Below are 12,201 nucleotides of genomic sequence, written 5' to 3' on the forward strand. Positions count from 1 at the left end.
TTTCAGGTTTTATTCCGACTTGAGCGTGATACGCGCAAAAGCCTTCTTCCCCGCCTGGCAAACATGAGTCGATCCCAGCGCATATATATAGGAGCGATCGACCACCTCACCATCTATACGCACACCACCCGAGCCGAGCAGGTCGCGAGCCACTGCCGAGTTCTTCACCAAGCCTGCTTTATTAAGCACCGCTGCAATTGGCATATCCTCGGAAGCAGCCAAGGTGACTTCCGGCAGATCATCCGGCAGCTCGCCATCTTTCATACGGTTGCCCGCTGCCCGATGCGCATTGGCCGCAGCCTCTTCGCCATGGAAGCGCGCCACGATCTCTTCGGCCAGCTTGATCTTGATATCGCGCGGGTTAGCCCCAGCCTCGACATCAGCCTTAAAGGAAAGGATCTCTTCCATGGAGCGGAAGCTAAGCAGCTCAAAGTAACGCCACATCAACGCATCAGGAATAGAGACGAGCTTGCTGTACATGACACCCGGCGCTTCCTGGATACCTACGTAGTTACCCAGCGACTTGGACATCTTCTTGACGCCATCCAACCCCTCGAGCAGAGGCATGGTCAGAATGCACTGAGCTTCCTGCCCATAACCACGCTGAAGCTCGCGCCCCATCAGCAGGTTGAACTTCTGATCGGTGCCACCCAGCTCGACGTCCGCACGCAAAGCCACCGAGTCATAGCCCTGGACCAGCGGATAGAGGAACTCGTGAATGGCGATCGGCTGATTGGTGGTATAGCGCTTGTCGAAATCATCCCGCTCAAGCATGCGAGCAACGGTGTATTGCGAGGTCAGGCGAATGAAATCTGCCGGCCCCATCTTGTCCATCCAGGTGGAGTTGAAGGCAACTTCGGTCTTGGCCGGATCAAGAATCTTGAACACTTGGCTCTTATAGGTCTCGGCGTTGTCGAGCACCTGCTCTCGCGTCAACGGCGGACGGGTCGCACTCTTGCCGCTTGGATCACCAATCATCCCGGTGAAGTCACCAATCAGGAAAATCACCTGATGCCCCAGATCCTGAAACTGACGCAGCTTATTAATAAGCACGGTATGACCCAGGTGCAGATCCGGCGCAGTCGGATCGAAACCGGCCTTGATGCGTAGCGGCTGGCCGCGCTTCAATTTTTCGACCAGTTCAGACTCGACCAGTATCTCTTCCGCACCACGTTTGATCAGCGCTAGCTGCTCTTCAACCGACTTCATAACAAACCCGCAAGGCTCAGATTCAAAGGGAACCAACCATACAATATCGCCGACTAATTACAAGTTTTGCCCAGCGTACAGGCGTGCATCAGCCTGCCCAACGCCTACGGCCTTGCTTCGCAGATGATTTGGTTATATTTTATACAGTTATTTCATCTTCATCATGTCAGTCATCTTTTCCAATTCATCTTTATCAAAGTCAAATTACCTATGATCAATGAACCGCCTAAAGCGCCGCCGCTGTATCCCAAGACCCACCTGATTGCAGCCAGCGGCATCGCTGCGCTGCTCAGCCTGGCCCTGCTGGTCTTTCCTTCCAGCGACGTAGAAGCGAAAAAGACTACCCTCAACCTGGACCTTGAAAGCCCAGCAGAGCAATTGTTACAAGACCAAGACGCCCCAGATGTCGTCCAGGCCACAAATGACAGCACCCCATCTCCCTTTGCCCAGATAGAAGGCAATACAGAGGCCAGCCAAGAGCCGGTAAAAACCGCCCAGGAAGTTCAGGAGCCTAAAGTCGAGGGCCACCGCGAAGTTATCGTGGCCAGAGGCGACACGCTTTCCACCCTGTTTGCCAAGGTCGGCCTGCCTGCCACAACGGTTCATGAGGTATTGGCAAGCGACAAGCAGGCCAAGCTGTTCAGCAAACTCAAGCATGGTCAAAAGCTGGAGTTCGAACTCGATGCCAATGGGCAACTGAGCAATCTGCACAGCAAGGTCAGCGACCTCGAGACCATTACCCTGACCAAAGGCCCCAAAGGCTTTGCGTTCAGCCGTGTCACCACCAAGCCAACCCTGCGTTCGGCCTATGCACACGGCGTGATCAACAGCTCGCTTTCCCAGTCCGCACAACGCGCCGGGCTGTCCCACAGCATGACGATGGATATGGCCAGCGTATTTGGCTACGACATCGATTTTGCCCAGGACATTCGCCAGGGTGACGAGTTCGACGTGATCTACGAGCAAAAGGTCGTCAACGGTAAAACCATCGGCACCGGCAATATCCTCTCGGCCCGCTTCACCAATCGCGGCAAGACCTATACCGCGGTGCGCTACACCAACAAGCAAGGCTCCAGCAGTTACTACACCGCTGACGGCAACAGCATGCGCAAGGCCTTCATTCGCACCCCAGTGGATTTCGCCCGCATCAGCTCGCGCTTCTCCATGGGCCGCAAGCACCCGATCCTGAACAAGATCCGCGCCCACAAAGGCGTCGACTATGCAGCACCGCGCGGTACCCCCATCAAGGCCGCCGGCGATGGCAAGGTGCTGCTCGCCGGCCGCCGCGGCGGTTACGGCAACACCGTGATCATCCAGCACGGTAATAGCTACCGCACCCTATACGGCCATATGCAAGGTTTCGCCAAGGGCGTGACTACCGGCGGTACCGTCAAGCAAGGCCAAGTGATCGGCTACATCGGCACCACCGGGTTATCCACCGGGCCGCATCTGCACTACGAGTTCCAGGTCAACGGCGTTCACGTCGACCCGCTGGGGCAGAAGCTGCCTATGGCCGATCCAATTGCCAAATCGGAGCGTGCGCGCTTCCTGCAGCAAAGCCAGCCGTTGATGGCACGCATGGATCAGGAAAAGTCCACCATGCTGGCCTCGAGCAAGCGCTAAGCCATGGCGCTTTATATCGGGATAATGTCCGGGACCAGTCTCGATGGCCTGGACATTGCCCTGATTGAGGTCGACCCCCGGATCAAGCTGCTCGCCACTCACTACATCCCCATGCCCGACAGCTTGCGTGAAGAACTGCTGGGGCTCTGCGCCAGCGGTCCCGACGAGATCGCCCGCAGCGCCATCGCCGAGAACAACTGGGTTCGCCTGGCTGCCCAAGGCGTTCACACCCTGCTTGAGCAACAAAACCTCACGCCCAGCGCGATCCAGGCCATAGGCAGCCATGGCCAGACCATCCGCCATGAACCTGCTCGCGGTTTTACCGTGCAGATTGGCAACCCCGCCCTGCTTGCAGAATTAACCTCAATTAGCGTGGTCAGTGATTTCCGGCGCCGCGATGTCGCGGCCGGCGGCCAGGGCGCGCCCCTGGTTCCCGCCTTCCATGAAGCGCTGTTCGAACGCAGCGAAGGACACCGTGCCGTTCTTAATATCGGCGGTTTCAGCAATCTCAGCCTGATTGAAAGCGAACGCCCGGTGGCGGGCTTCGACTGTGGACCCGGCAATGTTCTGCTCGACGCCTGGATTCAACACCAGCGCAGCGAGCCCTATGATCGTGACGGTCGCTGGGCCGCCAGCGGCCAGGTTGAACCAAGTTTGCTGCGTGTGCTGTCGAGTGATCCCTTCTTCGCCACCCAAGGTCCGAAAAGTACCGGCCGCGAAGTGTTCAACCTCGACTGGCTGCAAAACCGCTTGGCCAGCCTACCGCGCCTACCCACCGAGAATGTGCAGGCCACCCTGCTCGAACTGACCGCACAAAGTATCTGTGAGTCACTGCACTCGGCCCAACCACAAACGGACGAGTTGCTGGTCTGCGGCGGCGGCGCCCATAACGCCACACTGATGAACCGAATCGCCAGCCTACTGCCAACCACCCGCGTCAGCAGCACCGCTACCCACGGCATTGACCCTGACTGGGTGGAGGCCATGGCCTTTGCCTGGCTCGCACATTGCTGCCTGCACGGCATAGCTGCCAACCGCCCCAGCGTTACCGGCGCTCGCGGGCTCAGGGTCCTGGGCGCGATCTACCCCGCCTGAATGCCAGAAAGCAAAACGCCGCGTTAATCAACGCGGCGTTGCGGGCTACTGCAAAGGATCAGATCGAGAACGAAGAACCGCAACCGCAAGTGGTCGTGGCATTCGGGTTCTTGATCACAAAGCGCGACCCTTCCAGCCCTTCCTGATAATCCACCTCAGCACCGGCCAGGTACTGAAAACTCATGGGGTCGACCACCAGGCTGACGCCTTCGCGCTCGACAATGGTATCGTCTTCGGCCACTTCCTCATCGAAAGTGAAACCGTACTGAAAACCGGAACAACCGCCACCTGTTACGAATACGCGCAGCTTCAAGCGGTCATTACCCTCTTCATCGACCAGACTCTTCACCTTGTGCGCAGCACCGTGGGTGAATTGCAAAGCCATGGGGGTGAACGATTCGACGCTCATGCTCAATATCTCCCGGCGTTAAGCCGCCATAATGCGTGATGACGGGCATTATCCGCTTCCCCGAGAAAATCGGTCAACTATTGCCTGGCTAGAAGTCCAAGAATGCAAAAGGCCCGCATCGCGGGCCTTTTTACCGATTCGGCGAACCTACGGCAGCATACCCGCATGGGACAGGCCCAGACGTTCATCCAGACCAAACAGGATATTCATGTTCTGCACGGCCTGGCCCGACGCGCCCTTGACCAGGTTGTCGATCACCGACAAGACCACGACCAGTTCGCCATCCTGCGGACGGTGCACCGCGATCCGGCACACGTTGGCACCACGTACGCTGCGGGTTTCCGGATGACTACCGGCGGGCATGACATCGACAAACGGTTCATTGGCATAACGCTTCTCGAACAGCGCCTGCAGGTCGACGGTACGGTCAACGACCGTCGCATACAACGTCGAGTGAATGCCGCGGATCATCGGGGTCAGGTGCGGCACAAACGTCAAGCCAACCTCCTTGCCCGCTGCCCGGCGCAAGCCCTGCCGGATTTCGGGCAGATGACGATGCCCCTTCACCGCGTAGGCCTTCATGCTTTCGGAAGTTTCCGAATACAACGAACCGACGCTCGCGCCACGCCCCGCGCCGCTGACCCCGGACTTGCAGTCGGCGATCAAGCGAGAGGCATCCGCCAGGCCTGCCTCAAGCAGCGGTAGAAAACCCAGCTGGGTGGCAGTGGGATAGCAACCCGGCACAGCGATCAGGCGCGCCCCCTTGATCTTCTCGCGATTGACCTCCGGCAGCCCATAGACCGCTTCATCGAGCAGTCCCGGCGCGCCATGAGGCTGGCCATACCATTTGGCCCACTCATCGGCGTCCTGCAGACGAAAGTCGGCGGAGAGGTCGATCACCTTGGTGCCTGCATCCAGCAACTCACCGGCGAGGGCATGGGCGACGCCATGGGGAGTGGCGAAGAACACCACGTCACAGGCGCCCAGGGTCTTGATGTCCGGGACACTGAAGGCCAGGCCATCGTAGTGACCGCGCAGGTTCGGGTACATATCGGCAACCGCCAGGCCTGCCTCGGATCGCGAAGTGATGACATCCACTTGCGCCTGAGGATGCTGTGCCAACAGACGCAGCAATTCGACACCGGTGTAACCCGTGCCGCCGACGATACCGACCCTGACCATAAACCTGCCCTCAACGAACCCACTGGAAAGCCGTCGATAATAGGGGCCACATCGCCCTGCGACAACCGTCAACGTGACGTACAGGCGCATGAGCCACTACTATCTTCAGTTACCGTGAACCTAGGAATAACTAGAAATGCTCTATCTATGGATCAAAGCCTTCCACATCGTCGCCATCGTCTGCTGGTTTGCCGGGCTGTTCTACCTGCCACGCCTGTTCGTGTATCACGCCCAAAGTGAAGACACCGTCAGCAAGGAACGCTTCAGCGTCATGGAGCGCAAGCTCTACCGCGGCATCATGGGCCCGGCGATGATCGCCACGCTGATATTCGGCGGCGGGCTGATCTACCTCAACCCTGCGATCTTTCAATCCGGTGCCTGGATCCACGCCAAACTGACCCTCGTCGTGTTGCTCATCGGTTACCACCATATGTGCGGCGCACAGGTAAAACGCTTTGCCCGTGGCGAAAACACCCGCAGCCATGTCTTTTATCGCTGGTTCAATGAAGTACCGGTTCTGATATTGCTGGCTATCGTAATTTTGGTCGTGGTCAAACCGTTCTAACTTCAATCACTCGGGGTACCTCCAATGTCGCTGCCCGCTTTGCTTGAACAACGTCTGCGCCTGCCCGTGGTGGCTGCGCCGATGTTCCTGATTTCCAACCCGCAACTGGTACTGGCCTGCTGTCGCAATGGCGTAGTCGGGAGTTTCCCGGCACTGAACCAACGTGAAAGCAGCGGCTTCAAGGCCTGGCTGGAAGAAATCGAAGCGGGACTGGCAGAACTGGAGAACCCGGCGCCGTATGCGGTCAATCTGATCGTACACAACAGCAATCCACGCCTTGAGGCTGATCTGGCGATCTGCATCGAGCACAAAGTGCCGATCGTGATCACCAGCCTCGGGGCGGTCAAGGAGCTGGTGGACGCCGTGCACAGCTACGGCGGCCTGGTCTTCCATGATGTAACCACTCGTCGTCACGCCGAAAAAGCGGCCGAGGCCGGGGTCGACGGCTTGATCGCGGTCGCCGCTGGCGCAGGTGGGCACGCCGGGACCTGGAGCCCATTTGCCCTGATCGCCGAAATCCGGCAATTCTTCGACAAAACCCTGCTGCTGGCCGGCTGCCTCAACCATGGTCACGAAGTGCTCGCAGCCCAGTTGCTGGGGGCGGACCTGGCGTACTTCGGCACACGTTTTATCGGCACGCAAGAAAGCCATGCACCAGAAGCCTACAAGCAGATGCTGCTGACGTCCCATGCCGCCGATATTGTCCATACCGCTGCGGTCTCGGGGGTGCCGGCAAGCTTTATGCGCCAGAGCCTGGAAAATGCCGGCTTCGACCTCGCCGCCCTGCAAGGCAAGGGCGAAGTGAACTTCGGCTCCAAACTCAAACCCCTGAGCGACGAAGCCAAGGCCTGGAAAACCGTCTGGTCGGCCGGTCAGGGCGTCGGAGAAATCGACGATACGCCCAGCGTCGACGAGTTGGTCGCACGCCTGGACCGCGAATACCGTGAAGCCCTTGAGCGAGCTGCCCAGCTACCCAAGCGCTGGCCACGTTCTTGAGAGAATCCAAACCCGCCTTTCGGCGGGTTTTCTATAGAATGAGCGCCGTTATTTCCAAAAGCTTCGCAAGCCCCTACGACAAGGATGCCCCGGCATGACCGAAACCCGCTTCAATGTAGTCTTCGACGGGACACTGCTTCCCGGGGTCGAATTGACCACCGCCAAGTACAATCTGGCAGAGCTTTTCAAAACCGATGTCGCGGCCATCGAGCGCTTGTTCACCGGCGCGCCCGTTGCCCTCAAGCGCGACCTCACGCAAGCCGATGCCCAGAAGTATCTCGATGCTCTACTGGGTGCCGGCCTCAATGCACGACTGCAAGCCCAACCCGAATTGAGCCTCGACCTTGACGAGGTCAGCCACCCGGCACCGGCGACGTCTGTCTCCGCCCCCGCGCCGGCGCCGGTGGAGCCCGCATCACCCTATGCACCGCCGCAAACCCCACTCGACGCCACCCAGGGCGAGTATGCCGAGCTCAAAGTATTTTCCGTGGAGGGACGCATCGGGCGCATGCGCTACCTGGCCTGGTCGATGGTTCTGTTGTTCGCCTGCATACCGACCATGGGGATCAGCGCACTGCTGACGCAGGCTTCGCAAGCCTTGGGTATGCTGCTGCTCATTGCCTCCTGTATTGCCCTGGCTTTCGTCATGGTCGTGATCACGGCCAAACGCCTGCATGATCTGGGTTGGTCCGCCTGGCTGATGCTGCTCAATTTGGTGCCCGTGGTAAACACGATCTTCTCGATTCTGATCCTGGTGATGCCAGGCCACCCACAGGCCAACCTCTATGGGCCGCCTCCGCCACCGAACAGCACATCGGTCAAGGTTCTGGCCTGGATCTGGATTGGCGTGATCATCCTGGCATTCCTGTTCCTGGGCTTGACGCTTGTCGGTGGCAGCCTGGCCTTGCTTGGCGCCGCATTGAGTAACTGATCAACACCCGGCAGGGCGCTATCTGGCTGTAGACTATCGGCAAGCAAAAAACACGCGACGACACGCTCGCGGCCGTACCGATGGAGATTCTGCATGACCCGTTACGCCCTGATCACCGGTGCTTCCAGCGGTATCGGCCTGGCCATGGCCGAAGCGCTGGCCCGCCGTGGCCACAACCTGCTCCTGGTGGCCCGCCAGCGCGATACCCTGGAAACCATTGCCCTGGAACTGACCCAACGCTTCGGCGTCGAGGTGCTTCTACGCGCCTGTGACCTTGGCGAACCGCTGCGACTTTCCGGCTTCCTGCTGGAGCTCGAAGAAGGCGAGCGGCGAATCGACCTGCTGGTCAACTGCGCAGGGATCGGCACCAGCGGGCCATTTCTGGCTCAGGACTGGGGTACGGAGCAGGACCTGATCGAACTCAACATCCTGGCCTTGACCCGCCTTTGTCACACCGTCGGCAATCTCATGGCCGTCCAGGGCGGCGGCCAGATTCTCAATGTCGCCTCGGTCGCCGCCTTTCAGCCCGGCCCCTGGATGAGTACCTACTACGCCAGCAAGGCCTATGTCCTGCACTTTTCCGAAGGCCTGCGCGAAGAGCTGAAGAAAACCGGCATCAAGGTCTCGGTGCTCTGCCCTGGCCCCACCCGCACCGCCTTTTTCGATACCGCGCAATTACGGGTCGGCAAGCTCGCCAACAGCAAATGGATGCTCAGCCCCGAAGAGGTGGCACTGTATACCGTGCGGGCGCTGGCCAAGAACCGCGCCATCATTATCCCCGGTGCGCGCAATCGCTGGCTCGCCCTCAGCCCCCGTCTGGGTACGCGCTGGCTGGTGCGCAAGATCAGTGGCGCCATCAACCGCTCGGTATGTCCGCGCTGAACACGCAAAACACTGGGCTCACGGAACGTGCCTGAGTACACTCGGGCGCACCAACACAATGGAGAAACAGCTGTGGATACTCTGTTCACCAAGATCATCAACAGAGAAATACCTGCCAGGATCATTTACGAAGACGATCAGGTACTGGCCTTCCACGATATCGCGCCACAGGCGCCTGTACATTTTCTGGTTATCCCGAAAAAGCCGATACGCACGCTCAACGACCTCACCGAAGACGACAAGGCCCTCGCCGGGCATATTCTCTTCACGGCCCAGCGCCTGGCCCTGGAACAGGGCTGCGAAGAAGGCTTTCGCGTGGTGATGAACTGCAATGAGATGGGCGGCCAGACCGTTTATCACATTCATATGCACGTACTGGGTCAGCGTCAGATGAACTGGCCGCCGGGCTGAGCCCGCCCTAGGCTCGCTCCAACAGCACTGTTGGGGCGAGCCCGCTCGCCATTCCCCCGTGATCCAGCGCAAACCTTGCCCTGCCGATTGGGTTAAACTGGCCGCCGTGATTTTTTCCGGAGGTAAGCATGACTACCCAACGTCACTACTCGCCGATTGACCGTCTGCTCCTGCAAGCTGACACCGCCATGCGCACCCTGCTGCCTTTTAGCGGCCAGCCGTATCGGCCATCCCCGGCCATCGTCCAGCCCGAAGCCGAAATGAGCGATGAAGAGGCCCGTCATGTTGCAGGCCTGATGCGCATCAACCATACCGGCGAAGTCTGTGCCCAGGCGTTGTACCAGGGCCAGGCCCTGACGGCCAAGCTGCCGCAGGTCCGCGCCGCCATGGAACATGCGGCCGAGGAAGAAATCGACCACCTGGTCTGGTGCGAACAACGTATTCGCCAACTGGGCAGCCATCCCAGCATTCTCAACCCGCTGTTCTATGGCCTGTCTTTTGGCATCGGTGCCGCGGCTGGGCTGATCAGCGACAAAGTGAGCCTTGGATTCGTGGCCGCCACCGAAGATCAGGTCTGCAAGCACCTGAACGAACACCTGGAACAGATTCCGGCCACAGACGAAAAGTCCCGGGCCATTCTGGAACAGATGCGCATCGACGAAGAACATCATGCCGAGACAGCCCTGCAAGCCGGTGGCTACCGATTCCCGGCGCCCGTGAAGTTCGGCATGAGCCTGCTGGCCAAGGTCATGACCAAAAGTACCTACCGGATCTGATCCAGAGGTTTATGGCGGGTATGAAAATGGGGCGCTCATCGAGCGCCCCATTTTTGCCACACGCACGCGCTCAAGGCCCGCGTGGAAGATCGATGTCAGCTCAACCGAGTTCGACGATCTCATAGTCATGGCTGATGGCAACACCGGCCGCGCCCAGCATGATCGACGCCGAGCAGTACTTCTCGGCCGACAACTCGATCGCGCGCTTGACCTGGGCTTCTTTCAACCCGCGCCCCTTGACCACGAAATGCAAATGGATCTTGGTGAAGACCTTGGGGTCTTCCGTGGCGCGTTCGGCTTCCAGAAATGCCTCGCAGCTTTCCACAGCCTGACGCGACTTCTTCAGAATGCTCACGACATCGAAGTTGCTGCAGCCACCGAGTCCCAACAACAGCATTTCCATTGGGCGAACACCCAGGTTGCGCCCGCCACTTTCCGGCGGACCATCCATCACCACAACATGGCCACTGCCCGACTCACCGAGGAACATGGCTTCGCCAGCCCATTGGATGCGTGCCTTCATCGCCAAGACTCCACTGCTGAAAAAAGGGGCGCCAGCTTAGCACAGCGTTCCGCCATGCCTGCTTTCAAGATTGACACCAAAGGCGCTGAGCAACGATAGAAATTCCCCCGGCTCACAGGCAGAGTGTCTGGTAAACTGACGCCAAACCAATGGCGCTCCGCCACTACGATAAGAACCCTACCAAACCGTGCCGCTTCCCGAGATACCACCATGGCTGCGCTTGCGCCCACCCCCAAGATCAAGAACCTCGAAAAACTGCTGATGCACTGCCAGCGGCAGCGCTATCCGGCCAAGAGCAATATCATCTGTGCCGGCGAACGCTCGGATACCTTGTTCTACATCGTCAAAGGCTCGGTCACGGTGCTGATCGAAGACGACGACGGTCGCGAAATGATCATTGCCTACCTTAATAGCGGTGACTTCTTCGGTGAGCTGGGTCTGTTTGAGGAAGCCGGCCACGAGCAACAGCGCAGCGCCTGGGTCAGGACCAAGATCGAATGTGAAGTGGCCCAGATCAGCTACGTCAAATTCCGCGAGCTGGCCCAGCAGGACCCGGACATTCTCTATGCCCTCAGTGGCCAGATGGCCCAGCGCCTACGCAACACCACACGCAAAGTCGGCGATCTGGCGTTCTTTGATGTCACAGGCCGAGTGGCCCGCTGCCTGCTGGAACTGTGCAAGCAGCCGGATGCCATGACCCACCCCGACGGCATGCAAATCAAAATCACGCGTCAGGAGATTGGCCGGATCGTTGGCTGTTCCCGGGAAATGGTCGGCCGTGTGCTCAAGGACCTTGAAGAACAGAACCTGGTCAACGTCAAAGGCAAAACCATGGTGGTGTTCGGCACTCGCTAGGCGCGAAAAACCTGTGCCAGCATCTGCTGATAGCGCTCGGCCAGGCACCCAATAAAATCCGGCGCGCTAAAGGCTTCATGCAAGGCGATATGGCTCTCGGCACGGCAACGCTGCGCCAGCCCACAAGCCTGATTGAAGCGATTGACCGCCGCGACCATCGACTCACGCTCGTTATCCATCAGCAATGCACCGTGGACCAGGCCCACCGGGCGAGTGCCCCCCTGGCTCTGGCGCCAGCGTTGCGCAGTGCCGACCAGCTTGCGCCCGGCCAGATTGACGTTGAATCGACCGTCACAGAACGCACCGTCGATTTCCCCGAGTGACGGCTCGCCACCCAACGCACTCAACTCATCGCAGATGGGCTGGCACAGACGCCGATAACCGGTTTCGATTCGCCCCTGATCGCCCTCGCTACGCGGCGGTGCGTAGACCAATGCGATATTGATGGTCGAGGCCGACTGCGGGACCGGTTCCCCACCGGTTTCACGCAGCAATACCGGCCAGCCACTGTGGGCCGACGCCTGGCAGGCCGCATCGAAGCCCGGCAGGCGACTCAAGCGGCGCGGCATCACCAGGGCATGATCGCCCGGCTGCCAGAACAGCAGCCCGTAATCCTGTTCACCGGCGCAGACTGCCGCCAGCAGATCCTGCTCGGCACGCAGGCCCTCTTCAACGCTAAGCACAACGGGCAAGGTCATCGGTGGATGTCCTGGGAAGGTGTTGTTCAGCAGCAGGCTTGCCTCT

14 protein-coding genes are annotated in these 12,201 nt (G+C 59.4%); 9 read left to right on the forward strand and 5 right to left on the reverse strand.

Annotated features, from left to right (window positions below):
* Positions 1-9: 9 nt before the first annotated feature.
* Complete coding sequence (gene tyrS / locus NPS46_RS24090; protein ID WP_274111686.1) at positions 10-1,209, reverse strand: tyrosine--tRNA ligase; 1,200 nt, start codon at positions 1,207-1,209, stop codon at positions 10-12.
* Between the two features lie 210 nt (positions 1,210-1,419).
* Between tyrS and NPS46_RS24095 the strand changes: the two genes are divergently transcribed.
* Together NPS46_RS24095 and NPS46_RS24100 are read left to right on the forward strand one after the other, a co-directional pair.
* Positions 1,420-2,832, forward strand: coding sequence for a peptidoglycan DD-metalloendopeptidase family protein (locus NPS46_RS24095; RefSeq protein WP_274111688.1), 1,413 nt, complete (start codon positions 1,420-1,422; stop codon positions 2,830-2,832).
* A gap of 3 nt (positions 2,833-2,835) precedes the next feature.
* Positions 2,836-3,927: an anhydro-N-acetylmuramic acid kinase gene (locus NPS46_RS24100; protein WP_274111690.1), complete on the forward strand. Its 1,092-nt coding sequence runs from the start codon at positions 2,836-2,838 to the stop codon at positions 3,925-3,927.
* 58 nt (positions 3,928-3,985) lie between these two features.
* Here NPS46_RS24100 and erpA read toward each other — a convergent pair whose 3' ends face one another.
* Complete coding sequence (gene erpA / locus NPS46_RS24105) at positions 3,986-4,336, reverse strand: iron-sulfur cluster insertion protein ErpA (protein ID WP_274111692.1); 351 nt, start codon at positions 4,334-4,336, stop codon at positions 3,986-3,988.
* Between the two features lie 147 nt (positions 4,337-4,483).
* Positions 4,484-5,518, reverse strand: coding sequence for an N-acetyl-gamma-glutamyl-phosphate reductase (gene argC, locus NPS46_RS24110; RefSeq protein ID WP_274111694.1), 1,035 nt, complete (start codon positions 5,516-5,518; stop codon positions 4,484-4,486).
* Positions 5,519-5,654: 136 nt separating this feature from the next.
* Between argC and hemJ the strand changes: the two genes are divergently transcribed.
* From hemJ to coq7, 6 genes are all read left to right on the forward strand, one after another.
* The gene (hemJ, locus tag NPS46_RS24115) at positions 5,655-6,083 is read left to right on the forward strand and encodes a protoporphyrinogen oxidase HemJ (RefSeq protein WP_274111696.1); all 429 of its coding nucleotides are present in this window, start codon (positions 5,655-5,657) and stop codon (positions 6,081-6,083) included.
* Positions 6,084-6,107: 24 nt separating this feature from the next.
* Positions 6,108-7,079 (forward strand): NAD(P)H-dependent flavin oxidoreductase, encoded by a 972-nt coding sequence (locus NPS46_RS24120; protein ID WP_274111698.1) that lies wholly within the window; start codon positions 6,108-6,110, stop codon positions 7,077-7,079.
* Positions 7,080-7,173: 94 nt separating this feature from the next.
* The gene (locus tag NPS46_RS24125; protein ID WP_274111700.1) at positions 7,174-8,010 is read left to right on the forward strand and encodes a DUF805 domain-containing protein; all 837 of its coding nucleotides are present in this window, start codon (positions 7,174-7,176) and stop codon (positions 8,008-8,010) included.
* A 93-nt stretch (positions 8,011-8,103) separates the two neighbouring features.
* Complete coding sequence (locus tag NPS46_RS24130) at positions 8,104-8,892, forward strand: SDR family NAD(P)-dependent oxidoreductase (RefSeq protein WP_274111702.1); 789 nt, start codon at positions 8,104-8,106, stop codon at positions 8,890-8,892.
* Positions 8,893-8,964: 72 nt separating this feature from the next.
* Positions 8,965-9,303 carry a histidine triad nucleotide-binding protein gene (locus NPS46_RS24135; protein ID WP_274111703.1) on the forward strand — a complete coding sequence of 113 codons (339 nt, stop codon included), beginning with the start codon at positions 8,965-8,967 and terminating at the stop codon, positions 9,301-9,303.
* Between the two features lie 128 nt (positions 9,304-9,431).
* Entirely contained in the window at positions 9,432-10,079 is a 648-nt protein-coding gene (gene coq7, locus NPS46_RS24140) for a 2-polyprenyl-3-methyl-6-methoxy-1,4-benzoquinone monooxygenase (protein ID WP_274111705.1), read from the forward strand.
* Positions 10,080-10,179: 100 nt separating this feature from the next.
* Here coq7 and NPS46_RS24145 read toward each other — a convergent pair whose 3' ends face one another.
* The gene (locus tag NPS46_RS24145) at positions 10,180-10,602 is read right to left on the reverse strand and encodes an OsmC family protein (protein WP_122784190.1); all 423 of its coding nucleotides are present in this window, start codon (positions 10,600-10,602) and stop codon (positions 10,180-10,182) included.
* A 210-nt stretch (positions 10,603-10,812) separates the two neighbouring features.
* Between NPS46_RS24145 and crp the strand changes: the two genes are divergently transcribed.
* A complete protein-coding gene (crp, locus tag NPS46_RS24150; RefSeq protein WP_274111708.1) occupies positions 10,813-11,457 on the forward strand; it encodes a cAMP-activated global transcriptional regulator CRP in 645 nt (214 codons plus the stop codon).
* Here the strand turns inward: crp and NPS46_RS24155 are convergent.
* Complete coding sequence (locus tag NPS46_RS24155; RefSeq protein ID WP_274111710.1) at positions 11,454-12,155, reverse strand: lipoate--protein ligase family protein; 702 nt, start codon at positions 12,153-12,155, stop codon at positions 11,454-11,456. The genes crp and NPS46_RS24155 overlap by 4 nt on opposite strands.
* Positions 12,156-12,201 lie beyond the last annotated feature (46 nt).

The sequence above is a fragment of the Pseudomonas putida genome, from assembly GCF_028682395.1.
GTDB lineage: Bacteria > Pseudomonadota > Gammaproteobacteria > Pseudomonadales > Pseudomonadaceae > Aquipseudomonas > Aquipseudomonas putida_AB.

Coding starts and splice junctions, on each gene's coding strand:
- NPS46_RS24100 (WP_274111690.1), top strand. CDS start 2,836: ATGGCGCTTTATATCGGGATAATGTCCGGGACCAGTCTCGATGGCCTG.
- NPS46_RS24095 (WP_274111688.1), top strand. CDS start 1,420: ATGATCAATGAACCGCCTAAAGCGCCGCCGCTGTATCCCAAGACCCAC.
- crp (WP_274111708.1), top strand. CDS start 10,813: ATGGCTGCGCTTGCGCCCACCCCCAAGATCAAGAACCTCGAAAAACTG.
- NPS46_RS24155 (WP_274111710.1), bottom strand. CDS start 12,155: ATGACCTTGCCCGTTGTGCTTAGCGTTGAAGAGGGCCTGCGTGCCGAG.
- NPS46_RS24145 (WP_122784190.1), bottom strand. CDS start 10,602: ATGAAGGCACGCATCCAATGGGCTGGCGAAGCCATGTTCCTCGGTGAG.
- NPS46_RS24125 (WP_274111700.1), top strand. CDS start 7,174: ATGACCGAAACCCGCTTCAATGTAGTCTTCGACGGGACACTGCTTCCC.
- tyrS (WP_274111686.1), bottom strand. CDS start 1,209: ATGAAGTCGGTTGAAGAGCAGCTAGCGCTGATCAAACGTGGTGCGGAA.
- erpA (WP_274111692.1), bottom strand. CDS start 4,336: ATGAGCGTCGAATCGTTCACCCCCATGGCTTTGCAATTCACCCACGGT.
- hemJ (WP_274111696.1), top strand. CDS start 5,655: ATGCTCTATCTATGGATCAAAGCCTTCCACATCGTCGCCATCGTCTGC.
- argC (WP_274111694.1), bottom strand. CDS start 5,518: ATGGTCAGGGTCGGTATCGTCGGCGGCACGGGTTACACCGGTGTCGAA.
- NPS46_RS24120 (WP_274111698.1), top strand. CDS start 6,108: ATGTCGCTGCCCGCTTTGCTTGAACAACGTCTGCGCCTGCCCGTGGTG.
- NPS46_RS24130 (WP_274111702.1), top strand. CDS start 8,104: ATGACCCGTTACGCCCTGATCACCGGTGCTTCCAGCGGTATCGGCCTG.
- coq7 (WP_274111705.1), top strand. CDS start 9,432: ATGACTACCCAACGTCACTACTCGCCGATTGACCGTCTGCTCCTGCAA.